Annotated in this window: 24 protein-coding genes; 8 read left to right on the top strand and 16 right to left on the bottom strand. The window is 73.3% G+C overall.

Going from position 1 to position 23502, the window contains the following annotated elements; all coding sequences use genetic code 11:
• Positions 1-13 precede the first annotated feature (13 nt).
• The gene (gene groL, locus OG335_RS22560; RefSeq protein ID WP_405012930.1) at positions 14-1642 is read right to left on the bottom strand and encodes a chaperonin GroEL; all 1629 of its coding nucleotides are present in this window, start codon (positions 1640-1642) and stop codon (positions 14-16) included.
• Positions 1643-1749: 107 nt separating this feature from the next.
• The gene (gene groES / locus OG335_RS22555; RefSeq protein WP_014136232.1) at positions 1750-2055 is read right to left on the bottom strand and encodes a co-chaperone GroES; all 306 of its coding nucleotides are present in this window, start codon (positions 2053-2055) and stop codon (positions 1750-1752) included.
• Positions 2056-2301: 246 nt separating this feature from the next.
• On the opposite strand from groES, the gene OG335_RS22550 reads away from it, so the two are divergent.
• Complete coding sequence (locus OG335_RS22550; RefSeq protein ID WP_405012929.1) at positions 2302-2745, top strand: DUF6234 family protein; 444 nt, start codon at positions 2302-2304, stop codon at positions 2743-2745.
• 22 nt (positions 2746-2767) lie between these two features.
• Positions 2768-3937: a THUMP-like domain-containing protein gene (locus OG335_RS22545; RefSeq protein WP_405012928.1), complete on the top strand. Its 1170-nt coding sequence runs from the start codon at positions 2768-2770 to the stop codon at positions 3935-3937.
• Here the strand turns inward: OG335_RS22545 and OG335_RS22540 are convergent.
• Genes OG335_RS22540 through tsaB form a run of 5 tightly spaced genes read right to left on the bottom strand, consistent with a single transcriptional unit; the run spans position 3919 to position 7311 of the window.
• Positions 3919-4782 carry a polysaccharide deacetylase family protein gene (locus OG335_RS22540; RefSeq protein ID WP_405012927.1) on the bottom strand — a complete coding sequence of 288 codons (864 nt, stop codon included), beginning with the start codon at positions 4780-4782 and terminating at the stop codon, positions 3919-3921. The two genes, OG335_RS22545 and OG335_RS22540, sit on opposite strands and share 19 nt — an antisense overlap.
• Positions 4783-4840: 58 nt before the next feature.
• A complete protein-coding gene (locus OG335_RS22535; protein WP_405012926.1) occupies positions 4841-5098 on the bottom strand; it encodes a hypothetical protein in 258 nt (85 codons plus the stop codon).
• Positions 5095-6174: a tRNA (adenosine(37)-N6)-threonylcarbamoyltransferase complex transferase subunit TsaD gene (gene tsaD / locus OG335_RS22530; protein WP_405012925.1), complete on the bottom strand. Its 1080-nt coding sequence runs from the start codon at positions 6172-6174 to the stop codon at positions 5095-5097. Before tsaD ends, OG335_RS22535 begins: the two co-directional genes overlap by 4 nt.
• A complete protein-coding gene (gene rimI / locus OG335_RS22525; protein WP_405012924.1) occupies positions 6167-6661 on the bottom strand; it encodes a ribosomal protein S18-alanine N-acetyltransferase in 495 nt (164 codons plus the stop codon). Before rimI ends, tsaD begins: the two co-directional genes overlap by 8 nt.
• Positions 6658-7311, bottom strand: coding sequence for a tRNA (adenosine(37)-N6)-threonylcarbamoyltransferase complex dimerization subunit type 1 TsaB (tsaB, locus tag OG335_RS22520; protein ID WP_405012923.1), 654 nt, complete (start codon positions 7309-7311; stop codon positions 6658-6660). Before tsaB ends, rimI begins: the two co-directional genes overlap by 4 nt.
• Positions 7312-7497: 186 nt before the next feature.
• On the opposite strand from tsaB, the gene OG335_RS22515 reads away from it, so the two are divergent.
• Entirely contained in the window at positions 7498-8049 is a 552-nt protein-coding gene (locus tag OG335_RS22515; RefSeq protein ID WP_405015486.1) for a hypothetical protein, read from the top strand.
• An 82-nt stretch (positions 8050-8131) separates the two neighbouring features.
• Here the strand turns inward: OG335_RS22515 and OG335_RS22510 are convergent, their stop codons facing one another.
• The 6 genes from OG335_RS22510 to OG335_RS22485 all read right to left on the bottom strand — a co-directional run bounded on the left by OG335_RS22510 (position 8132) and on the right by OG335_RS22485 (position 13645).
• Positions 8132-8323 carry a hypothetical protein gene (locus tag OG335_RS22510; protein ID WP_405012922.1) on the bottom strand — a complete coding sequence of 64 codons (192 nt, stop codon included), beginning with the start codon at positions 8321-8323 and terminating at the stop codon, positions 8132-8134.
• 266 nt (positions 8324-8589) lie between these two features.
• On the bottom strand, positions 8590-9099 hold the full coding sequence (gene tsaE, locus OG335_RS22505; protein WP_405012921.1) for a tRNA (adenosine(37)-N6)-threonylcarbamoyltransferase complex ATPase subunit type 1 TsaE: 510 nt from the start codon (positions 9097-9099) through the stop codon (positions 8590-8592).
• Between the two features lie 44 nt (positions 9100-9143).
• On the bottom strand, positions 9144-10493 hold the full coding sequence (locus tag OG335_RS22500; RefSeq protein WP_405012920.1) for an alpha/beta fold hydrolase: 1350 nt from the start codon (positions 10491-10493) through the stop codon (positions 9144-9146).
• Positions 10490-11680 carry an alanine racemase gene (gene alr, locus OG335_RS22495; RefSeq protein ID WP_405012919.1) on the bottom strand — a complete coding sequence of 397 codons (1191 nt, stop codon included), beginning with the start codon at positions 11678-11680 and terminating at the stop codon, positions 10490-10492. Before alr ends, OG335_RS22500 begins: the two co-directional genes overlap by 4 nt.
• Positions 11681-11788: 108 nt before the next feature.
• On the bottom strand, positions 11789-13243 hold the full coding sequence (locus OG335_RS22490) for an NAD(P)H-hydrate dehydratase (protein ID WP_405012918.1): 1455 nt from the start codon (positions 13241-13243) through the stop codon (positions 11789-11791).
• A gap of 33 nt (positions 13244-13276) precedes the next feature.
• On the bottom strand, positions 13277-13645 hold the full coding sequence (locus tag OG335_RS22485) for a holo-ACP synthase (protein ID WP_405012917.1): 369 nt from the start codon (positions 13643-13645) through the stop codon (positions 13277-13279).
• Between the two features lie 152 nt (positions 13646-13797).
• On the opposite strand from OG335_RS22485, the gene OG335_RS22480 reads away from it, so the two are divergent.
• Complete coding sequence (locus tag OG335_RS22480) at positions 13798-13956, top strand: hypothetical protein (RefSeq protein ID WP_405012916.1); 159 nt, start codon at positions 13798-13800, stop codon at positions 13954-13956.
• A 33-nt stretch (positions 13957-13989) separates the two neighbouring features.
• On the opposite strand, the gene glmS is transcribed toward OG335_RS22480, so the two are convergent.
• Positions 13990-15846: a glutamine--fructose-6-phosphate transaminase (isomerizing) gene (gene glmS, locus OG335_RS22475; protein ID WP_405012915.1), complete on the bottom strand. Its 1857-nt coding sequence runs from the start codon at positions 15844-15846 to the stop codon at positions 13990-13992.
• A gap of 122 nt (positions 15847-15968) precedes the next feature.
• Between glmS and coaA the strand changes: the two genes are divergently transcribed.
• Positions 15969-16964, top strand: coding sequence for a type I pantothenate kinase (coaA, locus tag OG335_RS22470; protein WP_405012914.1), 996 nt, complete (start codon positions 15969-15971; stop codon positions 16962-16964).
• A 30-nt stretch (positions 16965-16994) separates the two neighbouring features.
• On the opposite strand, the gene OG335_RS22465 is transcribed toward coaA, so the two are convergent.
• Together OG335_RS22465 and OG335_RS22460 are read right to left on the bottom strand one after the other, a co-directional pair.
• Entirely contained in the window at positions 16995-18032 is a 1038-nt protein-coding gene (locus OG335_RS22465; protein ID WP_405012913.1) for a glycoside hydrolase family 26 protein, read from the bottom strand.
• A 3-nt stretch (positions 18033-18035) separates the two neighbouring features.
• Complete coding sequence (locus OG335_RS22460; protein ID WP_405012912.1) at positions 18036-18782, bottom strand: hypothetical protein; 747 nt, start codon at positions 18780-18782, stop codon at positions 18036-18038.
• 533 nt (positions 18783-19315) lie between these two features.
• On the opposite strand from OG335_RS22460, the gene OG335_RS22455 reads away from it, so the two are divergent.
• Genes OG335_RS22455 through OG335_RS22445 form a run of 3 tightly spaced genes read left to right on the top strand, consistent with a single transcriptional unit; the run spans position 19316 to position 23492 of the window.
• Entirely contained in the window at positions 19316-20770 is a 1455-nt protein-coding gene (locus OG335_RS22455; RefSeq protein WP_405012911.1) for a glycosyltransferase family 2 protein, read from the top strand.
• Positions 20767-21786 (top strand): glycoside hydrolase family 26 protein, encoded by a 1020-nt coding sequence (locus OG335_RS22450; protein WP_405012910.1) that lies wholly within the window; start codon positions 20767-20769, stop codon positions 21784-21786. The genes OG335_RS22455 and OG335_RS22450 overlap by 4 nt, the downstream gene beginning before the upstream one ends.
• On the top strand, positions 21786-23492 hold the full coding sequence (locus tag OG335_RS22445) for an ArnT family glycosyltransferase (protein ID WP_405012909.1): 1707 nt from the start codon (positions 21786-21788) through the stop codon (positions 23490-23492). The genes OG335_RS22450 and OG335_RS22445 overlap by 1 nt, the downstream gene beginning before the upstream one ends.
• Positions 23493-23502 lie beyond the last annotated feature (10 nt).

The raw sequence follows: 23502 nt of genomic DNA, 5'->3' as shown, positions 1-23502 counted from the left end.
GGTCCGACAGACGTCAGTGGGAGTGACCGTGGCCGCCGTGCGAGTGGCCGCTGTCGGACTCCTCCTCCTTCTTCTCCACCACGAGGGTCTCGGTGGTGAGGAGCAGGGAGGCGATGGACGCCGCGTTCTCCAGGGCGGAGCGGGTGACCTTGACCGGGTCGATGACGCCGGCCTTCACGAGGTCGCCGTACTCGCCGGTGGCCGCGTTGTAGCCGTGGCCGTCCTCCAGCTCGGCGACCTTGGAGGTGATGACGTAGCCCTCCAGGCCGGCGTTCTGGGCGATCCAGCGCAGCGGCTCGGCGAGCGCCTTGCGGACGACCGCGACACCGGTCGCCTCGTCGCCCGACAGGCCCAGGCCACCGTCCAGCACCTTCTGCGCGTGGACGAGCGAGGCGCCACCGCCGGCGACGATGCCCTCCTCGACCGCGGCGCGGGTCGCGGAGATGGCGTCCTCCAGACGGTGCTTGCGCTCCTTGAGCTCCACCTCGGTGGCGGCGCCGACCTTGATGACGCAGACGCCGCCGGCCAGCTTGGCCAGGCGCTCCTGCAGCTTCTCGCGGTCCCAGTCGGAGTCGGTCGAGGCGATCTCGGCCTTGATCTGGCCGACACGGCCGGCCACGCCCTCGGAGTCGCCGGCACCGTCGACGAGGATGGTCTCGTCCTTGGTGACGGTGATGCGGCGGGCGCTGCCGAGCACGTCCAGGCCGGCCTGGTCGAGCTTGAGGCCGACCTCCTCGGAGATGACGGTCGCGCCGGTGAGGACGGCGAGGTCACCGAGGATCGCCTTGCGGCGGTCGCCGAAGCCGGGGGCCTTGACGGCCACCGCGTTGAAGGTGCCGCGGATCTTGTTCACCACGAGGGTGGACAGCGCCTCGCCGTCGACGTCCTCGGCGATGATCAGCAGCGGGCGGGAGCCGCCGCCCTGCAGGATCTTCTCCAGCAGCGGGAGGAGCTCCTGGATGGAGGAGATCTTGCCCTGGTTGATCAGGACGTACGGGTCCTCGAGGACCGCCTCCTGGCGCTCCGCGTCCGTGACGAAGTACGGCGACAGGTAGCCCTTGTCGAACTGCATGCCCTCGGTGAACTCGAGCTCGACACCGAAGGTGTTCGACTCCTCGACGGTGATGACACCGTCCTTGCCGACCTTGTCGATGGCCTCGGCGATGAGCTCGCCGACCTGGGCGTCCTGCGCGGAGAGGGAGGCGACGGCGGCGACGTCGTCCTTGCCCTCGATCTCGCGGGCGATCGAGAGGAGGTGCTCGGAGACCGCGGCGACGGCCTTGTCGATGCCCTTCTTCAGGGCGGCCGGGCCGGCACCGGCGGCGACGTTGCGCAGACCCTCGTTGACCAGGGCCTGGGCGAGCACGGTCGCGGTGGTGGTGCCGTCACCCGCGACGTCGTTCGTCTTGGTGGCGACCTCCTTGACGAGCTGCGCGCCGAGGTTCTCGTACGGGTCGTCGAGCTCGACCTCGCGGGCGATCGTCACACCGTCGTTGGTGATGGTGGGGGCGCCGAACTTCTTGTCGATGACGACGTTGCGGCCCTTGGGGCCGATGGTCACCTTGACGGTGTCGGCCAGCTTGTTGACACCGCGCTCCAGCGAGCGGCGGGCGTCCTCGTTGAACTGCAGGATCTTCGCCATGTTCCCGTTTCCTCAAGGGTGTTACGGACGGACCGTGTGGATGGACCAACAAGCGCGCCCCGGGCCCGGGTCAGTGCTGACGCGGTTCCGGGGCGGGCTGCTGAGGCTTACTTCTCGATGATGGCGAGAACGTCACGAGCCGAGAGGACGAGGTACTCCTCGCCCTGGTACTTGACCTCGGTGCCGCCGTACTTCGAGTACAGGACGATGTCACCGACGGCGACGTCGAGCGGCAGGCGCTGACCGTCCTCGAAACGGCCCGGGCCGACGGCCAGGACGACGCCCTCCTGGGGCTTCTCCTTGGCGGTGTCCGGGATAACCAGGCCGGAGGCCGTGGTGGTCTCGGCGTCGAGCGGCTGGACCACAATGCGGTCCTCGAGCGGCTTGATGGCAACCTTGCTGCTGGTGGTCACGTCCGAGTTCCCCTTCGGAGATTACGGGGTTGTCTAACAGGAAAGGGCGATGTCCGCAGGCCTGCCGTCGCGGGGGTCAGGCTCGCTCGTCGCGTTGGCACTCACCCGGGGGGAGTGCCAGGAACGACCATAGGCCGCGGTTAGCACTCAGTCAACCAGAGTGCCAACGGAGACGCGGGTGTGTCGCGAAAGAGGTGAGTAGCCGTACTCATGTACGACGCACCGGCGCGGCGGACACTGGTGGCCATGCCCGCCACCTCCCCCGCACCCGGCCGAGAGCGCGACCGTGAGGGCGGCCGCGGCGGCGGCCGCCGGATCGCCGCGGACCTGCTGCTGGCCCTCGGCCTGCTGTGCCTGGAGGTCCTCGCCGCCGGATACACCCTGCTCGTCCTCGCGTTCGGCTCCCGGGAGGCCGACCCGGCCGGCGCCGCGACCGTCCCGCCCTTCGACTGGTCGCCGATCGCCGCCCTCGGCGGCTTCGGCGCGTTCGCGCTGCTCGTGGCGGTGCTCGCCGGCCGCGACCGGTGGTGGATCACCACCGTCGCGCACGGGCTGCTGGCCGCGGTGCTGCTGCTCGGCGCCGCGGCGGCGGGGGTCGGCCGGCAGCACGACCGGCAGCCCCCGGCCCGGCCGGAGCCGCTGCCCTCCGGCTACACGCCCTGCTTCAGCGGCAGCGGCCGGTGCAACTGACCCGAGCCGCGACAATGGCCGGGTGGAGATCGAATCGTTCCGGGCCCTGCTGACCGACGAGGGCCGCGCCCTGCTCGCCGAGCTGCGCGCCTTCACCCCCGACCAGGAGCTGGCGCTCGCGACCCGGCTGCGCCGCGAGCACCCGGCGGAGCTCGTCCGCGCCGCGTTCGAGCAGGCCAGGCTGCGGCAGCGGGCCCGCGCGAAGTTCGGCGACGACGCCGACGCCCTGTACTTCACCCCGGACGGCGTCGAGCAGGCGACCCGGCGCAGTGTCGCCGAGTGGCGGGCGCAGCGGTTCGCGGCGCTGGGCGTGCGGCGGCTGGCCGACCTGTGCTGCGGCATCGGCGGCGACGCGATCGCGCTGGCCCGGGCGGGCGTGTCGGTCCTGGCCGTCGACCGCGACCCGCTGACCTGCGCCGTGGCGGAGGCGAACGCGGCCGCGCTGGGGCTGTCGGCGCTGGTGGAGGTGCGGTGCGCGGACGTCGCCGGGATCGACGTGTCGGGCTTCGACGCGGTCTTCACCGACCCTGCGCGGCGCACCTCGCGCGGGCGGGTCTTCGACCCGGAGGCGTACTCGCCGCCGCTGTCGTGGGCCGTCGAGGCGGCGCGGCGCACGCCGTTCGGTGCGCTGAAGGTCGCGCCGGGCATCCCGCACGAGCTGGTGCCCGGGGACGCCGAGGCCGAGTGGGTCTCCGACCACGGCGAGGTCAAGGAGGCGGTGATCTGGTTCGGCACGGGCGCCGCCGAGCCGTACCGGGCCACCGTGCTGCCCGGCGGCCACAGCCTGGCCGGGGCGGGGCTGCCCGCGGAGGCCGGACCGGTGGGCCGGTACCTGTACGAGCCGGACGGCGCCGTCATCCGGGCCCGGCTGGTCTCCGACGTGGCCGCGCGGGTCGGCGGGCGGCTGATCGACCCGATGATCGCCTACCTGACCTCCGACCGGCTGGTCGCGACGCCGTACGCGCAGGCGTACGAGATCGGCGAGGCGATGCCGTACAACGTCAAGCGGCTGAAGGCGCTGCTGCGGGAGCGCGGCGCGGGCACCGTGGTGATCAAGAAGCGCGGGATCGCGATCACGCCGGAGGAACTGCGGCGGCAGCTGCGGCCGAGCGGGCCGCACGAGGTGACGGTGATCCTCAGCCGGACCGACCACGGGCCGCTGATGATGCTCGGTCAGCCCGCGTCGACGTAGTCCTCCAGGCGGGCGACCGCGAAGCCCTGCTCCCGGATGCGGCTGAGCAGCTCGCCGAACATCGCCGTCATCGACTCGCCCTTGAGGTCCTTCGGGCCGCGGAAGTGGGCGAGGATGATGTCGCCCGGGCGCAGCTTCTTGTCGGCGGCCTGGTACTGCATGTCGTGGATCTGCATCGACTCCCGCCACAGCACGACCGCGCGCGGGCCGCAGGCACGGACGGCGCCGCGCAGCCCGGCGCTGTGCGCGCCGTCCCCGTAGGGCGGGCGGAAGAGCAGCGGGGCGGTGCCGTACTGCTCGGTGAGGGCCGCCTGGGCGTCGCACACCTCGGCGTGCTGCCGCTCCGGGGAGATCGTGCTCATCGCCGGGTGGTCGGTGCTGTGGTTGTGGATGTGGTTGCCGAGGGCCTGCAGCGGCTTGAAGTAGCCGTAGTCGCCGCGGACGATGTCGCGGGTCAGGAACATCGAGAACGGCACCCTGAGGTCGGTCATCATCTCGACGAACCGCGGGTCCTTCTCGGCGCCGTCGTCGACGGTGATGAAGACGACCCTGTCCCGGGTGGGCACCTCGCTGAAGACCGGCACCTCGCCGTCGGCCGACAGCTTGACCGGCTTGTCGGCGGGCGCGGCGGGGGCGGCGGGGAGCGGCCGGAGGCCCCACTTCGCCCAGACGGCGGCCGGGTCGGCCGGGGGTGCGGCCGCGGCGGTGGTGCCGACCGGGCTGCCGGACGGTCCGGTGCGGGCGGGCGGCGCGGCGGCGGGCTTGCGCGGTGTGCCGCCGCACGCCGCGACGGCCGCCAGGAGGGCCAGTGCCCCCGCCACCCGGACCCATGACCTCTTCGGCACAGCGCGCTCCCCCACCCGCGATCCGGCACCGGATCGTGCGAATTCTCAGAGAGGCACGCTACTCGACATACGTACTGGTGAACGACCAGCGGTGCACGGGTCGCGCGAGCAGCCCGTCCGGCGGGTCGGGGACGGCGGCCGGCTCGCCCGGCCACCACGTGATCAGCAGGACGCGCCCGCCGTCGGCGGTGAACACCTCGCTGCGCACCGGTGCGGCGGGGCGCAGCGCGGGCAGGGCGGTCTCCCGCACCCAGCGCTCCAGTTCGGCGGCCCGGCCGTCGGCGGCGCGGGCCTCCCACATGTGCGCGCGGGTCACCCCAGCGACTCGTGGGCGTGCGCGTGCACGTCGGTGTGCGGCACGTGCACCTCGGTGACCGGGAGCGAGGAGTCCGCGGACAGGTCGAACGCCGAGGGCGTGCGGTTGCGGCGCACCATCTCGGAACCGAGCGCGGCGACCATCGCGCCGTTGTCGGTGCACAGGCCCGGCCGCGGCACGCGCAGCACGATGCCCGCCCGGTCGCAGCGCTGCTGGGCCATCTCGCGCAGCCGGGAGTTGGCGGCCACGCCGCCGCCGATCATCAGGTGGTCGACGCCGTTGTCCTTGCACGCCCGGACGGCCTTGCGGGTGAGCACGTCGGTGACGGCCTCCTGGAAGGAGGCGGCGACGTCGGCCACCGGCACGTCCTCGCCCGCGCGGCGCTTCGCCTCGACCCAGCGGGCGACGGCGGTCTTCAGGCCGGAGAAGGAGAAGTCGTACGCCGGGTCACTGGCGGTGCTCAGGCCGCGGGGGAAGGCGATGGCCTTCGGGTCGCCGTCGCGGGCGGTGCGGTCGACGATCGGCCCGCCGGGGAAGCCGAGGCCGAGCACCCGGGCGACCTTGTCGAAGGCCTCGCCGGCCGCGTCGTCGATGGTCGCGCCGAGCGGGCGGACGTCGCTGGTGATGTCGGCCGAGATCAGCAGCGAGGAGTGGCCGCCGGAGACCAGCAGGGCCATCGTCGGCTCGGGGAGGCGACCGTGCTCCAGCTGGTCGACGCAGATGTGCGAGGCCAGGTGGTTGACGCCGTACAGCGGCTTGTCGAGCGCCCACGCGTACGCCTTGGCGGCGGAGACGCCGACCAGTAGGGCGCCGGCGAGGCCCGGGCCCGCGGTGACGGCGATGCCGTCGAGGTCGGAGGCCTTGACCCCGGCGGTCTCCAGGGCGCGCCGGATCGTCGGGACCATCGCCTCCAGGTGCGCCCGGCTGGCGATCTCGGGCACGACGCCGCCGTACCGGGCGTGGTCGTTGACGCTGGAGGCGACCGCGTCGGCGAGCAGGGTGGTGCCGTGGACGATGCCGACGCCGGTCTCGTCGCAGGAGGTCTCGATGCCGAGGACGAGCGGTTCGTCAGCCATTCTTCGGGTCCTTCGAATCGTGCGTGGGGTGGTCGAGGCGCATGACGAGCGCGTCGACGTTCGCCGGCTGGTAGTAGCCGCGGCGGACGCCGACCGGCTGGAAGCCGAACCGCTCGTAGAGGCGCTGGGCGCGCAGGTTGTCGACCCTGACCTCCAGCAGCAGCTCGGCGCAGCCGCGGCGGGCGGACTCCTCGACGAGGTCGGTGAGCAGCGCGCTGCCGAGGCCGGCGCCCTGGAGGCGGTCGTCGACGGCGATGGTCTGGACGTCGCCCTCGGCACCGACGGCCATCAGTCCGGCGTAGCCGACGACACCGCCGTCCTCGGTGGTGGCGACGGTGTAGTGGCGGGTGCCGCCGGGGTGCGCCTCGGCCAGCTCCGACCAGTACATGGCGGGCGACCAGGCGTCCTCGGGGAAGAGCCGGAGTTCGAGCTCCATCACCGGCTCGATGTCCCACCAGCGCATCGGCCGGAGGGTGACGGCGGTCATGCCGGAAGCACCGCCTTGTAGCCCGCGGGCACCTGGGCGTCCGGGCGGCGCAGGTAGAGCGGGGCGTTCGGCAGCAGGTCGCGGCCGGCCGCGAGCTCGGCGGCGGCGAACGCGGCCAGCGCGCCGGCCGAGACGTGCGCGGGGCCGGTCGCCCCGGGGAAGGCGTCGGGGTAGAGCAGGGCGCCCGCGCCGACCGAGCGGGCCGGCGGGGCGAGGTCGCCGGGCCGGTCGACGGACGGCCCTGCGGTGCGGGTGCCGTCGGCGGCGTACGCGGCCCAGTACACCTCCTTGCGGCGCGCGTCGGTGGCGGCCGTGAACGCGCCGGCCAGGCCCTCGGTGCGGGCCTGGTGCGCGATCGCGTCGAGCGTGCAGACGCCGTGCACCGGCACGCCGAGGGCGTCGCCGAGCGCGGCGGCCGTCACCAGCCCGACCCGCAGGCCGGTGTACGGGCCGGGGCCGACGCCGACCGCGACGGCGGTCAGCTCACGCTTGTCGACGCCGGCGCTGCGGAGCACCGTGTCGATGGTGGGCAGGAGCAGCTCCCCGTGCCGTCTGGCGTCGACCTCGTAGGACTCGGCGAGGACGGCGGTGCCGTCGTGGACGGCGGCGGTGACGGCGGGGGTGGCGGTGTCGAACGCGAGCAGCAGCACGGCTCCAAGGTTAGAGGGTCGTCCGGCGGTGGCGTTCCGGCGGTACGGGCGCGGGCGGCGGGGCGGGAGGCGGCGGGCCCGGGACGGGAGGGGAACACACCATCGGATCGCCCCTGTCCGGCGGTGCGGACCTGGCACGATGGGGCCCGACACGTGGAGCGAGCGGCGGGAGCGTACGTGGTGAGGATGGGTCCTGGCGTGGTGGTCGCCGGGCTGACGGCGGCGGCGGTGGCCGTGGTGACGCTGCTGGCCGTGCAGGCGGACGGCGCCGGGTCGCGGGCCGCCGCCGCGGGGGCGTCGGCCGCCGCCGCCACCGAGGCCGCGCCGAGCAGCGGGCCCGCTCCCACCGCACCGGCGCTGCCGGCGTCCTCCGGTACGGGCTACCGCCTCGTGTACTCGATCGCCGGGCACCGGGTGTGGCTGGTCGACCCGAGGAAGACGCCGGAGCTGCAGGCCTCGTTCGCGGTGACCCCGGGCTCGGCGGAGCCGTCCCCGGGCAGCTACAGCGTGTACAGCCGCACGGCCACCGGGAAGGGCACGGACGGGCGGCAGATCGAGCACGTCGTGCGGTTCACCCAGCAGAGCGGCACGGTGTTCGGCTTCTCGGCCGCGGTGGACGGCTCGACGGAGCCGCCGGAGGCGGGCCTGCGGACGGGCGGCATCCGCTCGGCGCGGGCCGACGGGCAGCTGCTGTGGGACTTCGCGCCGACCGGCACCCGGGTGGTCGTGACGCCCTGAACCCGGGCCGCACCGGGCGCCGGCGGGCACGGCCGACAGGCCCGCCGCGCGGCCGTCCGCGGCTGCCGGGCGGCCCGCCGGGTCAGGCGGCCCGCGGCGGGGCGGACGGCTCCGTGCGGGCCCGCGCGGGCGCCGGGCGTGCGGGCGGGGTGGAGACGGCCGCGGCGGACGCGCAGGCCGCCAGCAGTGCCCGCATCGGGGCTCCGGCCGGGGCCGCGGTCGGCTCGGGCCGGTCCTGCGGCGTGGGTGCCGCAGCGGGGGTGGTGCTCGCCATGGGGCGCCTCCCTAGTTAGGCAGACCTAACCTCGGAGTCCATCCCATCACGAGCAACGGTCGTGCCGCAACACCTTGCCGACACCATGTCGGCAACCGTCGGCGCACCACGGCGGGGACGGAGACCCGGATCGGCAACCGTCGGCGCACCACGGCGGGGACGGAGACCGGACGCCCGCACGGCGCAACGGCCGGGTGGCATCGAAAGGCGCCCCGGCGCGTGCCGGGCGGCACCGGGGCCCGGACGGGTGCGGTGCGGCCCTGGCCCTAGCCCTCGCCCTCGCCCAGCACGGTGAGGTCGGCCCCGCCCCAGCGGGCGCCCAGCCCGGTCACCGTGACGCGGCGCGGATCGAGGTCGTCGTCGGCGGCCTCGGCGCCGATCGCCCGCTCGATCCGCACCTCCAGGCGCTCGTCGCTGAGCTGCTCGACCTTGCCCTCGCCCCACTCCACGACCACCACCGACTCCGGCAGCGAGACGTCCAGGTCGAGGTCCTCCATCTCGTCCAGGCCGCCGCCGAGCCGGTACGCGTCGACGTGCACCAGCGCCGGGCCGCCGGTCAGCGACGGGTGCACCCGGGCGATGACGAAGGTCGGCGAGGTCACCGCGCCGCGCACGCCCAGGCCCAGGCCCAGGCCGCGGGTGAGCGTGGTCTTGCCGGCGCCCAGCTCCCCGGAGAGCAGCACCAGGTCACCGGGGCGCAGCAGCGCGGCGAGGCCCCGGCCGAGCCGGCCCATCCGCTCGGGCGTGGCGACGGTGAGGGTGAGCTGGTTGCCCATGGCGGTGTCGGTGTCCTTCCGGTGGCGGCGCGCGGCGCGGGGGGTCAGCGTTCGGGGCGCGGGACGGGCGGCGGGGCGGCGTGGGCGTGCCCGGCCGCGCGGTGGAGCAGTTCGAGCAGGTGCAGGTCGACCGCTTCGGGGCGTTCCAGCATCAGCAGGTGCCCGGTGTCGGGCAGTACGGCGAGCGTGGCCTCGGGCAGGGCCCGGGCGATGTCCTCGCTGTGCGACGGCGGGGTGAGGAGGTCCTCGGTGCCGGCGAGGACGAGCACCGGGATGCCGTCCAGGGCGGCGAGCGCCGCCTTCTTGTCGTGCAGGCCGAACGCCGGGTAGAACTCGGCGACCACGTCGATCGGCGTGGCGTCGAGCAGCTGCTCGGCGAACCTCGCGACCTGCGGGTCGACGTCGTTCGAGCCGAAGGAGAACCGGCGGTAGAAGACCGCGGCGACGTCCGCGCCGAACCGCCGGGTGGCCTCGACGATCTCGACCTGGCGGCCGAGCAGCTTCACGGTGAGGGGGGCGATCCGGCGGAGCAGCTTGGCGCCGATCGGCGGGAGGCCGAGGGTGACGGAGTTCCAGTCGCCGGCGAGGGTGCCGACGAGGGCGACCCCGGCGACCCGCTCGCGGAACAGCTCCGGGTGCTGGTCGGCGAGTGCCATGACCGTCATGCCGCCCATGGAGTGCCCGACCAGCACGATCGGGCCCTCGGGCACGACCGCGTCGAGCACGGCCTTCAGGTCGCCGCCGAGCTGGTCGATGGAGGCCGGCTCACCGGCGAGGTACGAGCGGGAGCGCTCCGAGCGGCCGTGGCTGCGGTGGTCCCAGAAGACCAGCCGCATGCCGTCGCGCAGGGCGGCGCGCTGGAAGTGCCAGCTGTCCTGGCTGAGGCAGTAGCCGTGGCAGAAGACGACGGTCAGCGGCGGGGCGGCGGGTCCGCGCGTGCCGGGGGCGCCGCCCTGGGCGGCCCGGGCGAGTGCGCCGGAGCCGGCGAGCAGGCCGGGCAGGCCGCTGCGGTCGACCGGGCCGCCGCGGCGGCGGGCGAACCATCCGCGCCGCGCACGGCCGTCCTCCTCGGGCCGGGCGGGCGGCTCGGCGCCGGGTTCGGGCCAGCCGGTGCCGTCCAGCTCGACGTACAGCTCGGTGCCGTCGGGGGCGGCGACGGTGCGCGGGCGTCCGCGCAGCGAGCCGTACGGGGCGGCGGCGTCGAGCTCCTCGCGGACTCTGCGGCGCATCGACCGGCCGACGGTGAGGCGTTCGATCGCCACGCCGGCGGCGGCGCCGGCCGCGACCACGCCCAGGGAGATGCCGATCAGGCCGGCGCGGCTGACGCCGGAGGAGGCCGACCCGGCGACCCGGGCCGCCGTGACGACGGGGTTGGTGCCGGCCGGCCCGGTCATGAGGCCCCGGCCCCGGCGGCGCCCACGTAGCGGCGCGGCACCCGGGATCCGATCCGGGTGATGATCTCGTAGCTGAGGGTGCCGGAGGCCCGGCCCCAGTCCTCGGCGGTCGGCTCGCCGCGCTCGCCGCTGCCGAACACCAGGACCTCGGTGCCGACCTCGGGCGCGTCGCCGCCGAGGTCGACGACGAACTGGTCCATCGCGACCCGGCCGGCGACCGTGCGCCACTTGCCGCCGATCTGCACCGGGCCGGTGTTGGAGGCGTGCCGCGGGATGCCGTCGGCGTACCCGATCGGGACGAGGCCCAGGGTGGTGTCGCCCGGGGTCGTGTAGTGGTGGCCGTAGCTGACGCCGTGGCCGCCGGGCACCGTCTTGACGAGGGCCAGCCGGGCGGTCAGCGACATCACCGGGCGCAGCCCGAAGTCGGCGGGGCCGCCGACGTCCGGCACCGGTGACAGCCCGTACACGGCCAGGCCGGGCCGGACGAGGTCGTAGTGCGACTGCGGGAGCAGCAGCGTCGCCGGCGAGTTCGCGAGGTGCCGCACCTCGGGCCGGACGCCCTGGGTCTCGGCGTACCGGACGGCCTCGGCGAAGCCGTCCAGCTGGGCCTGGATCGACGGGTGGCCGGGCTCGTCGGCGGCGGCGAAGTGCGACCAGAGGCCGACGATCTCGACGAGGCCCTCGGCCTGCGCGCGCAGCGCGGCGGTGACGAGGTCGGGCCAGTCGTGCGGCTGGCAGCCGTTGCGGCCGAGCCCGGTGTCGGCCTTGAGGTGGACGCGGCCCGGAACGCCCGTCTCGCGGACCGCGGAGAGCAGCTCGTCGAGCGCCCACAGGCCGCTGACGGACACGTCGACGTGGGCGCGCAGCGCCTGCTGCCACGGTCCACCCGGTGTCCACAGCCAGCAGAGGATGCGGGCCTGCTCGGGGCGGATGCCCGCGGCCCGCAGCGCCAGCGCCTCCTCGGGGGTGGCCGTGCCCAGCCAGCGGACGCCCGCGGCGATCGCCTCGCGGGCGCAGGGCAGCGCGCCGTGGCCGTAGGCGTCCGCCTTGACCACGGCCATCAGTGCGGCATCGGTGCGCGCCCCGAGCGCGGAGAGGTTGTCGCGCAGGGCGGCCAGATCGATGGCGGCCTCGGCGCGGACCCCGTTCGTCAGGGCGGCGGTCCCGGTCGTCTTCGCAGTTGTCATCGCGTATCAGTCTCCCAGACCGGCGCCGCTGCCCGGCTCACGACCCCGGCCGGGCACGGCGGTCGTCAGGGGAAGACGCCGGAAACGGAGCGGACGGTTCCACCTCGGTCAGCCGTTCGGACCGGTACGGACCGCCCGCCAGGCCGCCGGCAGCGCCCGGGCGATGTCGAGGGCGGTGGCGGGCGCGCCGTCCGCGGCGGTACGGCCCGCCAGCCCGTGCAGGTACGCGGCCGCGGAGGCCGCGTCGAACGGCGGGAGGCCGGTGGCGAGGAGCGCCCCCGCGAGGCCCGAGAGCACGTCGCCGCTGCCGGCGGTGGCCAGCCAGGACGTGCCGGTCGGATTCACCCGGACGGCGCCGTCGGGCGTGGCGACCACCGTGGTGGAGCCCTTGAGGAGCACGGTCGCCCGGTAGGCGGCGGCGATCCGCCGGGCGGTCGCGAGACGGGCGGCGGCCAGGTCGTCCGCGGCGGGCGGCGGCCCCCCGTCGGCCCCGGCGAGCAGCCGGGCGGCCTCGCCGGTGTGCGGGGTGAGCAGCACGGGCGCGCGCCGCCCGGCCAGCGCGGACGGGCCGGTGCGGGCGAGTTCGGTGAGGCCGTCGGCGTCGACGAGCACGGGCACGTCCGAGGCCAGGGCCGCGCCGAGCACGTCCGCGGCGCCCTCCCCGGAGCCCGGGCCCGCCACCCACGCCTGCACCCGGCCGGCGTCCCGGGGACCGCCTCCGGTCACCAGGGCCTCCGGGAAGCGCCGCACGACCTCGGTGGCGGCCGTGCCCGCGTAGCGCACCGCGCCCGCGCCGCCGTGCAGGGCGCCCGCCACGGCGAGCACCGCCGCCCCCGGGTAGCGCGCCGACCCGGCCGCGACGCCGACGACGCCCCGCCGGTACTTGTCGCTCTCCGCGCCCGGCACCGGGAGCAGCGCCGCGACGTCCGCGTGCTGGAGGGCGGCCACGGCGGGCTCCGGCAGGTCGAGGCCGATCCCGACCAGCTGCACCACCCCGGCGTACGAGGCGCCCGGGTCGACCAGCAGCCCGGGCTTGTACGTGCCGAAGCAGACCGTGACGTCGGCGCGGAGGGCGGCGCCGGCCACCTCGCCGGTGTCCGCGTCGACACCGCTGGGCACGTCGACCGCGACGACCCGGCCGCGCCGCGGCAGCACCGCGTACGGCTGCGCGGCGGGCCGCAGCCCGCCGCGCCCGCCGATGCCGACGATGCCGTCGAGCACGAGGTCGGCCCGTTCGAACTCGGCGGGGTCCGTGGTCACCCGTCCGCCCGCGGCGCGCAGCGCGGCGAGGCCGCCCGGGTGCGCGCGGTCGGGCGACAGCAGGACGGCGGAGACCCGGGCTCCGCGGCGGGCGAGCGCGGCACCGGCGTACAGCGCGTCGCCGCCGTTGTCGCCGCTGCCGGCGAGGACGTGCACCCGGGCGCCGTACACGCGGGGCAGGAGGCGGGCGCAGGTCGCGGCGAGGCCGGCCGCGGCGCGCTGCATCAGGGCGCCCTCGGGGAGGCGCGCCATGAGGGCGGCCTCGGCGGCACGGACGTGGTCGACGGTGTGTGCGTGGCGCATGCGGGGCCCTCCTCGGACGCGCCCGGCGGCGCGTCAGCCTTCGGCGATCACTACCGCCGACGCTACGCCCGCGTCGTGACTGAGCGACACGTGCCACGAGCGGACGCCGAGTTCGGCGGCGCGGGCGGCGACGGTGCCGGTGACCCGCAGCACGGGCCGGCCGGAGTCCTCGGTGTGCACCTCGGCGTCGGTCCAGTGCAGGCCGGCGGGCGCGCCGAGCGCCTTCGCGAGGGCCTCCTTGGCGGCGAAGCGGGCCGCGAGCGAGGCGGTGCCGCGGCGGGCGCCCGACGGCAGGTGCAGCTCGGCCTCGGTGAACAGCCGGTCGGCGAGCTGCGGGGTGCGCTCCAGCGACGCCCCGAACCGCTCGATCTCCGCGACGTCGATGCCGACCCCGATGATCACCCGCGTAGCTCCTTCACGACACCCTCCGACACCGTCCGATGCCGGGGACTGTACGGCACACTTTCGGGTGAGTACCGCTTCGATCACCCTCCCGGACCGGTCTGTACGCCCACCGTGTGGCGCGGCACCGATCGGCAGGAGGGAGAAGGGCCATGGTCGCCATGCCAGCCGTCGAGCACCCGCCGCCTGCGGACGACCTGCTCCGCGCGTTCCTGGAGCTGGACACCGCGCACGTCCAGGTGTCGTTCGGCAAGTCGCTGGACCTGCCGGCCCCGTTCTCGTTCGCGCTCGACACGGGGCCCCTGCGGTAGCGCAGGGGCCCCGTGCCGGCCGTCGGCCGTCGGCTACTCGACGGTGACGGACTTCGCGAGGTTGCGCGGCTGGTCGACCTCGTGGCCCTTGGCGGTGGCCAGCTCGCAGGCGAACACCTGCAGCGGCACCGTCGACACCAGCGGCTGCAGCAGCACCGGGGTCGCCGGGATGCGGATCAGGTGGTCGGCGTACGGCACGACCGCCTCGTCGCCCTCCTCGGCGATCACGATGGTGCGCGCGCCGCGGGCCCGGATCTCCTGGATGTTGGAGACGATCTTGTCGTGCAGGATCGAGCGGCCGCGCGGTGACGGCACGACCACGACGACCGGCAGGCCCTCCTCGATCAGGGCGATCGGGCCGTGCTTGAGCTCGCCGGCGGCGAAGCCCTCGGCGTGCATGTACGCGAGCTCCTTGAGCTTCAGCGCGCCCTCCAGGGCGACCGGGAAGCCCACGTGGCGGCCGAGGAAGAGCACCGACTTCGCGTCGGCCAGCGAGCGCGCCAGCTCGCGGACGGGCTCCATGGTCTCCAGCACCTGCTCGATGGCCCTGGGGGCGTCGCCGAGCTCGCGGATGATGCCGACGATCTCGTCGCCCCACTTGGTGCCGCGCACCTGGCCGAGGTAGAGCGCCACGAGGTAGCAGGCGACCAGCTGGGTGAGGAACGCCTTGGTCGAGGCGACCGCGACCTCCGGGCCGGCGTGCGTGTAGAGCACCGCGTCGGACTCGCGCGGGATCGTCGAGCCGTTGGTGTTGCAGATCGCCAGCACCTTGGCGCCCTGCTCACGGGCGTGGCGCAGCGCCATCAGGGTGTCCATGGTCTCGCCGGACTGCGAGATGGCGACGACCAGGGTGCGGTCGTCCATGATCGGGTCGCGGTAGCGGAACTCGCTGGCGACCTCGACCTCGCAGGGGATGCGGGTCCAGTGCTCGATCGCGTACTTGGCGATCATGCCGGCGTGGAAGGCGGTGCCGCAGGCCACGATGACGACCTTGTCGACCTCGCGCAGCACCCGGTCGGGGATGCGCAGCTCGTCGAGGTGCAGGCGGCCGTCGGTGCCGATGCGGCCGAGGAGGGTGTCGGCGACGGCCTTCGGCTGCTCGGCGATCTCCTTGAGCATGAAGTAGTCGTAGCCGCCCTTCTCGGCGGCGGAGGCGTCCCAGTCGACGTGGTACTCGCGCACCTCGGCCGGGGTGCCGTCGAAGTTCGTCACGAGGACGCCCTCGCGGCGCAGCTCGACGACCTGGTCCTGGCCGAGCTCGACCGCCTCGCGGGTGTACGCGATGAAGGCGGAGACGTCGGAGGCGAGGAAGTTCTCGCCCTCGCCGCGGCCGACGACCAGCGGGGAGTTGCGGCGGGCGCCGACGACGACGTCCGGGGCGTCGGCGTGCACGGCGACGAGGGTGAAGGCGCCGTCCAGGCGGCGGCAGACGGCCCGCATGGCCTCCGCCAGGTCACCGTCGTAAGCCTCGCCCAGCAGGTGGGCGACGACCTCGGTGTCGGTCTCCGAGCGCAGGGTGTGGCCGCGCTCGGCGATCTCGGCGCGCAGCTGCGCGAAGTTCTCGATGATGCCGTTGTGGACGACCGCGACCCTGCGGTCGTCGTCCAGGTGGGGGTGGGCGTTGGCGTCCGTCGGGCCGCCGTGGGTGGCCCACCGGGTGTGGCCGATGCCCGTGGTGCCGGCCGGGAGAGGGGTCTCGGCCAGCGACTTCTCGAGGTTGGCGAGCTTGCCCGCCCGCTTGTCCGTGGCGAGGCTCCACTGCCCGTCGAGCCCCTGGGTCTGCACGGCCACACCGGCGGAGTCGTACCCGCGGTACTCCAGCCGTTGCAGACCTGCGATCACTACGTCGAGGGCCGTCTGGGACCCCACATATCCAACGATTCCGCACATGCGTGCCAGCATATGCGGCGTTCCGTTCACGCAGCCCACGCACGCCGCTCACCCCGGCCACGCCGCCCGGCCACCGCGCGTGACCGACACCACAGCACCCGCCGGGTCCGCTTCGGCCCACAATGGAGGATGTGCTGACCGAACTCTGTACGCGGGGCGCCACCACCCAGGCGCCCACCCCCTCCCCGTACGTGGATCTGGACCGGGCCGAGTGGAGTGCTCTCCGCGAGCGCACCCCGATGCCCCTGACCGCCGAGGAGGTCGAACGGCTGCGCGGTCTGGGCACCGCCCTCGACCTCGACGAGGTGCGCGACGTCTACCTGCCGCTCTCCCGGCTGCTCAACCTGTACATCCATGCGACGCACGAGCTGCGCAGCACCGTCGGCACCTTCCTGGACACCCCGGACACCGAGCGCATCCGCACGCCGTTCGTCATCGGCGTGGCCGGCTCGGTGGCGGTCGGCAAGTCGACCACCGCGCGTCTGCTGAAGGCCCTGCTGGCCCGCTGGCCCGAGCACCCCCGGGTGGAGCTCGTCACCACCGACGGCTTCCTGCTGCCCAACGCCGAGCTGCGGCGCCGCGGCCTGATGGCCCGCAAGGGGTTCCCCGAGTCGTACGACCGGCGGGCCCTGATGCGCTTCGTCGCCGACGTGAAGGCCGGCAAGGAGCGGGTGACGGCCCCGGTCTACTCGCACCTGGTGTACGACATCGTGCCGGACCGGCGGCTCACCGTGGAGCGCCCCGACATCCTCATCGTCGAGGGCCTGAACGTGCTGCAGCCCGCCCTGCCCGGCAGCGACGGCCGCACCCGCCTGGCCGTCGCCGACTACTTCGACTTCTCGATCTACGTCGACGCGCGCACCGACGACATCGAGACCTGGTACCTCGACCGTTTCCGCAAGCTGCGCGAGACGGCGTTCCAGGACCCGAGTTCCTACTTCCGCCGCTTCACCGAGGTGCCGGAGGAGGAGGCGATGGACTACGGCCGCCAGGTGTGGCGCACCATCAACAAGCCCAACCTCGTGGAGAACGTGCTGCCGACCCGGGGCCGGGCGACCCTGGTGCTGCAGAAGGGCGGCGACCACAAGGTGCGCCGCGCCCTGCTCCGCAAGCTCTGACCCCGAGCGCGGCGCCGCCGTCCGCCCGGTTCAGGGTTGCGGTGCCGCCGGCCACGGCCGGAGCGGGAGCGTGGCGATACCCGACCGGAAGGCCGCGCGGGCCCCGGGGTCGGCGGCGAAGCGGTAGTCGAACTTGCCGCCCTGGGCGACGCTGTGCTCGAACCAGACGAAGCCGAGCATCTGCGGGTGCGCCTTCATCCACTGGAAGAGGTCTGCGATCCAGGCGGGCTTGCCCGTCCCGGGCTTCGCCCCGGTCTCGGCGATGATCACAGGCCTGGAGGTGATCTTCCGGAGGGCCGCGTAGGTGGGGTCGAGCACCTCCGACGCGGTGGCCTCACCGAAGCCGTACGCGTCCATGCCCACCCAGTCGACGTAGTCGTCGCCCGGATAGAGCGGGGCGAGGTCGGCCGTCGTCCCGCGAAGCACGTTCGGGCTCCAGAGCCAGATGACGTTGTCGACCTTCTCGCGAGCGAAGACGTCGTGCACGTGTCGCCACGCGGCGGCGAGATCGCCCGGCCGGTTGCCGTTGACGTTGCTGCCCCAGGGATACCAGTCGCCGTTCATCTCGTGGGCGAACCGCAGCACCACCGGCCACCGCTGGTCCCGTACGGAGCGGGCGAAGCGCGTGATGTAGGCGTCGAAGTCTCCCGACGTGATCCGCCGGGGCGCGTACCACGGCTGGCTCGCGTCGTACGGAGCGTCCCCCGGCTCCCACGTGAGCATGGGAACGGCACCCTGGTGGTAGATCTCACGGACGGTCTCCGGGTCGAACTCCTTCCGCCAGTCGAGGAAGTACTGGAGCATCGTCGGCTTCCGCCCGGCCGCGGCGGCGACCGCCGCCGTCTCCTCGGCCGAGGGCGTCCGGAAGGTGCTGACGCCGAAGTACTGGCCGGCGGAACGCCTGATGTCCGCGGTCGCCGGCGGCTGCGCCTCCTGCGCCACCTTGTCGGCCTGGTGGGTCGGCGCGACCTGCATCCGCGGGCCCACCGTCGAGGAGGAGCAGGCCGGGGCCACCGCGACCAGCAGGACGCACACGACAGCGCGCAGCCACCGGCTGCTCCTGGTCATCCGTCAGCCCTTGTCGGCGCCGGCGTCCTTGGCGAGGGCTTCGCCGAAGTACGTTGCCAGCTCCTGCCCCGCAGTCCGCGCAATCGGGTTCTGGTCCCCGGCCGACCCGTTGAGCGGTCCCGCCACCGTGAGGTAGACGTAGCGGCCGGTGACGGCATGCGTCGTCGGGCAGGCCACGTTGCGGCAGAACTTGTTGACGCCGTCCTTGCCGTCCAGCGACTGGACCTGCCCCTTGAAGGCGCTCTCGGTCTTGCGCGCCTCGGCCTCGCTCTTGAAGACGGCCACGCCCACGGTGATCGCCGTGCTGCCCGAGAAGTAGGTGGCCCGCATGACCTGGGAGCAGTTGTTCGCGGTCAACACGTCCCCGAGGCCGAAGGCCGACGCCTTCCAGCACGGGATGTCGGTGGTGACGGTCTTCCGGACGTAGTTGTGGCCGCCCAGGTCGAAAGCGGCCTTGCCGAACAACTCGCTGGCGGACACGGCCGGCTTGAGCGGCGCGCTGGACGCAGGTGCGGGCGAAGCGCCTCCGGGCCCCTTGGAGCCCTTGCCGGGCGAGGCGCTCGCGGACGCCGTCGAGCTCGGCTCCGGGTCACCGCCCCGGGTCAGCAGGGCCGTGGCGACGGCACCGCCCCCCAGGACGAGGACGCCTGCGCCGACGCCGACACCGATGAGGAGCCGCCGGCGCTTCGCCCGCGCCTCGTGCTGCTGCGCCAGCAGCTGCCAGTCGGGCTCGGCGGGTTGGGGGAGCATGTGGTGCACCGGCGGCCACTGGGGCTGCTGGAAGGGCGGGGGCGAGCCGGCTCCCGGCTGGTTCCCCCCCTGCTGCGGGACGCCGAACGACTGCGGCGGCTGTCCCCCTGGAGTGTTCGGCGTCTGCGGTGCACCCGTCCCATCGCTCATGTGGCGGAATGCTAGGGCATTTCCCCCCGGCCGAGCCGCCCTGCCCGCCCGCTGCCCCCCTTTGCCCCGGTTCGGGATCCGCGGGCACCGGCCTTCGTGATTCAACCGTCACACGGGCCTTCAAGGGCCACCGTTGGCGTCCTATAAAATCCCCGGGTCACTTCGTCCGCACGACAACCGGCAGATCCGCCCGGACGGTCACACCACCGGGCCTGGGGGAAATCTTGTCCAGCAGTACCGATTCCGCGCACGGCACCGGGCGTCGCTCAGCACCCGCCCGCGGACGGAGGCGCAGGTCCGAGACCGCCGCTCCACAGCTGGGACTCCTGCCACGGCCTCCGGACGACCTCGAGAAGCACTCCTACGCCAAGCGGCACCTCTGGGTGCTCTCGGCCGCATCCCTCATCAGCTTCTCCTGCCTGACCGTCAGCCAGGTCGGCCTGGTGGCGGCCACCCCCTGGCTCTGGGCGTACGCACCGTTCCTCGCGTTCACCATCGTCTACTACCTCATCTCGCTGCGGGTGACCGGATTCACCGGTGATTTCGACGCGAAGGGTCACCGCAGACTCGTCCGTACCTGGCGCCCGGACACCTACCCCAGCGTCGACGTGTTCCTCCCGGTGTGCGGCGAACCCATCGAGGTGCTGCACAACACCTGGTCACACGTCCGCATCCTCGCCGACCAGTACCCGGGCATCTGCCGGCCGTACGTGCTCGACGACTCCGACAGTCCGGAACTCGCCGCCATGGCAGCCGATTTCGGTTTCCGCTACGGCACCCGACCCGACCGCGGCTGGTTCAAGAAGGCCGGCAACCTGCACTACGGGTTCGCGAACTCCGACGGTGAGTTCATCCTCGTCCTGGACGCGGACTTCACCCCGCGCGCCGACCTCCTGCAGGAACTGCTCCCGCACATGGCCGCCGATCCGCGGCTGGGCATCGTGCAGTCCCCGCAGTACTTCCGGGTGCTCGACTCCCAGAACTGGATCGAGCGCGGCGCCGGAGCCGTGCAGGAGCTCTTCTACCGGTCCGTCCAGGTCTCCCGGCAGAGCCGGGACGGCGCCATCTGCGTGGGCAGCTGTGCCGTCTACCGCAGGGCCGCGCTCGACGACAACGGCGGCACGACACTCATCGAGCACTCCGAGGACGTCCACACCGGGTTCGACCTCCGCCGGCTGGGCTGGAACCTCAAGTACGTGCCGCTCGCACTCGCCACCGGGGTCTGCCCGGACACCGCCGGCGCCTTCTACAACCAGCAGTACCGCTGGTGCTCCGGCTCGATGAGCCTGCTCGGCAGCAAGAAGTTCTGGGACACGAAGCTGCGCTGGAGCAGCCGGCTCTGCTACATGTCCGGCTTCTTCTACTACATCCACACGGCGCTGTTCATCTTCCTGGCACCCGTCATCCCGCTGTCACTGCTGCTCTGGCTCCCGGAGACGTTCCTCGTCGACCGACTGTGGCTGATCCTGCCCAGCCTGCTCTACACCACCATGATCTTCCCCATGTGGCACAAGGTCCCCTACCGGCTGGAGGCGTGGTCCTGCCGCATGATGTACGGCTGGGCCCACTTCTTCGCGATCTGGGACATCGTGCGCCGCAAGCGGATGGCCTGGCAGCCCACCGGATCCACCGGCGCGAAGAAGAACAAGACCCGCCGGCTCTGGATCGGCCTCTGGGCCTGGGGCGGCGGGACGGCCGCGCTGTGGGTCGGGCTCTCGGTCTGGCGGATGGCCACGCTGTACCCGCCGGACTTCGCCGTCGTCCTGGCCTCCGGCCTCTTCTACGCGCTGGTCGTCGGCCGCACCCTCATCCAACCCCGAAGCGAGAAGGTCACATGAGCCTGCTCCCGTCGCTCCGAGCGAAGGCCGCGGGCCTCGTCCTGGCGGTGGCCCTCACCGCACTCGCGGGCTGCGACCGTCCGGCGTCCGCAGGCAGCCCCGGCGACGCCCTCGACGCGGGGGCCGTCCAGGAGGCGCCCGCCGCGGGCAAGCCGCAGGACGGGGTGGACATCACCCCCCTCCTTCAGCCGTCGAAGAAGTACCTCGGCGTGGCGCTCGACGGCGCCCCGGCCTCCATGGACCCGGTGACGTCGTACACGGCGATGGTGGGCAAACAGCCCAACATCATCGAGAACTACGCTGCCTGGGGCGACCAGTTCGACGCCGCGGGCAGTCGGCTGAGCTGGCAGAACGGCGCCCTCCCGTACATCGCCTGGGAACCCTTCAAGACGCCCCTCGCCGACATCGCCGGCGGCTCCTCGGACGCCTACGTCAAGGGCTTCGCCTCGGCGGTCCAGAAGGCGAAGGTCCCGGTCGCCATCAGCTTCGCGCACGAGATGAACGGCCACTGGTACGACTGGGGCACCAAGTCCAACAGCCCCGAGGACTTCGTCAAGGCGTGGCGGCGGATCCACGACATCTTCCAGGACCGCGGCGCGAGCAACGTGATCTGGGTGTGGAGCCCGAACATCGTCAACCCCGTTCCCAAGGTCCCGTTGAAGCCCTACTACCCGGGTGACGGGTACGTGGACTGGGTCGGCATGGTCGGCTACTGGACCCAGTGCTGCGACCGCACCTTCGAGGGGCTGTACGGCCCCACCATGACCCAGATCCGCACCTTCAGCGCCAAGCCGCTCGTGATCAGCGAGACGGCGGCCGAACCCGGCAAGAGGGCCCCCGCCTTCGTCGACGAACTCTTCTCCGGTGTGGAGAAGCACGACGACATCGTCGGATTCATCTGGTTCAACATCACCAAGCGGGCAGACTGGCGCCTGGAGAAGGCCCCGACCACTCTCACCCAGTTCAAGCTCAGGGCCGCCGACGCGGCCTACGGTTTCGACCCGAGAAATCCCTGATGACACATCAGCGAGACACCTTCATCCCCGGCCAGGCATCCGAGTCGCCCCAGGACCACTCCTTCAGCTGGTTCGACGACCAGCAGATGTTCCGGGAGCCCGAGCAGACGCACGACGCGAAGCAGAAACCGGATCCGGGGTACGTGCTCCCCCCCGTGCCGGACGTCGGCTGGGACCCGCTGCCGAGCAGCCGCCGCGCGTGGCTCAGCAGGGCGCTGCTGGTCGGCATCCTCATCGCCCAGAGCCTGCTCACGCTCCGGCTGGGCAACAGCGCCTTCGAGGACGAGGCGCTCTACCTCTACGCCGGTCACCTGCAGCTCGACCACCTGCACGGAGGGCCCCCACCCCCGGCCTCCTTCGCGGCCTACTTCTCCGGATCGCCGCTGCTCTACCCGCCGTTGGCGGCCGCCGTCGACAACCTGCTCGGCCTCGCCGGGGCACGGGCCCTGTCGCTCGTCTTCATGCTCGCCACCACCACGCTGCTGTACATGCTGGCGCGGCGGCTCTTCAACGAGCGGGTCGGCCTCGTCGCCGCCGCCTGCTTCGCGGTGACCCAGTCCACGCTCTTCCTCGGCGCGCTGGCCACGTACGACGCCATGGCCCTCTGCCTGACGGCCCTCGCGGCGTGGCTGGCGGTCCGAACCGCCCGGAACCGCGCCTGGCTCTGCGCCCTCACCATCCCGCCGGTCCTGCTCCTGGCCACCGCGGTGAAGTACGCCGCCCTGATGTACGCCCCGGCCGTCGTCCTCCTCGCCGTCCTCGCTGCCGTGCCCTACCACGCGTGGTGGTCGCTGTCGCGGCTGTTCCTCATCCCGGGCGTCGCGGTCGGTGCCACCTACGGCGCGCTCAGGCTCAGCGGCTCCAACGTCCTGGAAGGCCTCCGCAGCACCACCACGGAGCGGGCTGCGGGCCACGGCGTGCCTGTGGACATGCTGCGCGACTGCGCCGAGTGGGGCGGCCTGCTCTTCGCCCTCGCGGTCACCGGCAGCCTGCTGTACGCCTGGAAGGGCCGCATGAACGAGGCGCCGCTCCTCGTCACCGTCCGCGTGCCGCGCAGGCTCTGGCGGGCCCTCATCGGCCTGCTGCTGACCGGCACCGCCCTGCTGGCGCCGGTCTACCAGATCTACCTGCGGGAGCCGGTCTCGCTGCACAAGCACATCGGGTACGGCCTGCTGTTCGCCGCTCCGATGGCAGCGATCGGCATCACCCGCATCGTCGGCTCGCACTTCCGCCACCCGCAGCTCGGCATCCTGGCGTGGGTGGCCATGCTGGTCCTCGGCATGGTCCAGTCGGCCGACCTGTACCACGCCTGGCCGAACTCCGAGGCGCTGGTCAGCACCATGCGCAAGCAGCTCGTGCCCGACGGGCACTACCTCGTCGAGGCCAACTCCGCGCCCCGCTACTACCTGCGGGACGACGTCGCGTTCGAGCAGTGGACGTCGACCTACACGATCAGCTACCGCACCCAGGAGAAGAAGATCCTCACCGGGGAGGCCGGGTTCCGCGCCGCCCTGAAGGACCGGTACTTCGACGTCATCGTCTTCGACCGCACCGTCACCAGGCCGCTGGACGACAAGCTGACCCAGCAGCTCCGCGTGGAGGGCACCTACCGCCTGCTGGTCAGCCTGCCGTACCACAACAGCTACGGCGACGGCTTCTACCAGGTCTGGATACCGGTGAAGAAGAAGTCCGCAGAAGTCCACTGACGGCAGGTCG

Source organism: Kitasatospora sp. NBC_01539 (genome assembly GCF_045040525.1).
Lineage (GTDB): Bacteria > Actinomycetota > Actinomycetes > Streptomycetales > Streptomycetaceae > Kitasatospora.
This window is presented reverse-complemented; position numbering and strand designations above follow the sequence as displayed.

What these genes read in the sequence shown, in the direction of transcription:
- groL (WP_405012930.1), bottom strand. Translation starts at nt 1,642, where the DNA reads ATGGCGAAGATCCTGCAGTTCAACGAGGACGCCCGCCGCTCGCTGGAG.
- OG335_RS22550 (WP_405012929.1), top strand. Translation starts at nt 2,302, where the DNA reads ATGCCCGCCACCTCCCCCGCACCCGGCCGAGAGCGCGACCGTGAGGGC.
- tsaD (WP_405012925.1), bottom strand. Translation starts at nt 6,174, where the DNA reads ATGGCTGACGAACCGCTCGTCCTCGGCATCGAGACCTCCTGCGACGAG.
- rimI (WP_405012924.1), bottom strand. Translation starts at nt 6,661, where the DNA reads ATGACCGCCGTCACCCTCCGGCCGATGCGCTGGTGGGACATCGAGCCG.
- OG335_RS22515 (WP_405015486.1), top strand. Translation starts at nt 7,498, where the DNA reads ATGGGTCCTGGCGTGGTGGTCGCCGGGCTGACGGCGGCGGCGGTGGCC.
- OG335_RS22510 (WP_405012922.1), bottom strand. Translation starts at nt 8,323, where the DNA reads ATGGCGAGCACCACCCCCGCTGCGGCACCCACGCCGCAGGACCGGCCC.
- tsaE (WP_405012921.1), bottom strand. Translation starts at nt 9,099, where the DNA reads ATGGGCAACCAGCTCACCCTCACCGTCGCCACGCCCGAGCGGATGGGC.
- OG335_RS22500 (WP_405012920.1), bottom strand. Translation starts at nt 10,493, where the DNA reads ATGACCGGGCCGGCCGGCACCAACCCCGTCGTCACGGCGGCCCGGGTC.
- alr (WP_405012919.1), bottom strand. Translation starts at nt 11,680, where the DNA reads ATGACAACTGCGAAGACGACCGGGACCGCCGCCCTGACGAACGGGGTC.
- OG335_RS22490 (WP_405012918.1), bottom strand. Translation starts at nt 13,243, where the DNA reads ATGCGCCACGCACACACCGTCGACCACGTCCGTGCCGCCGAGGCCGCC.
- OG335_RS22480 (WP_405012916.1), top strand. Translation starts at nt 13,798, where the DNA reads ATGGTCGCCATGCCAGCCGTCGAGCACCCGCCGCCTGCGGACGACCTG.
- glmS (WP_405012915.1), bottom strand. Translation starts at nt 15,846, where the DNA reads ATGTGCGGAATCGTTGGATATGTGGGGTCCCAGACGGCCCTCGACGTA.
- coaA (WP_405012914.1), top strand. Translation starts at nt 15,969, where the DNA reads ATGGAGGATGTGCTGACCGAACTCTGTACGCGGGGCGCCACCACCCAG.
- OG335_RS22465 (WP_405012913.1), bottom strand. Translation starts at nt 18,032, where the DNA reads ATGACCAGGAGCAGCCGGTGGCTGCGCGCTGTCGTGTGCGTCCTGCTG.
- OG335_RS22460 (WP_405012912.1), bottom strand. Translation starts at nt 18,782, where the DNA reads ATGCTCCCCCAACCCGCCGAGCCCGACTGGCAGCTGCTGGCGCAGCAG.
- OG335_RS22450 (WP_405012910.1), top strand. Translation starts at nt 20,767, where the DNA reads ATGAGCCTGCTCCCGTCGCTCCGAGCGAAGGCCGCGGGCCTCGTCCTG.
- OG335_RS22445 (WP_405012909.1), top strand. Translation starts at nt 21,786, where the DNA reads ATGACACATCAGCGAGACACCTTCATCCCCGGCCAGGCATCCGAGTCG.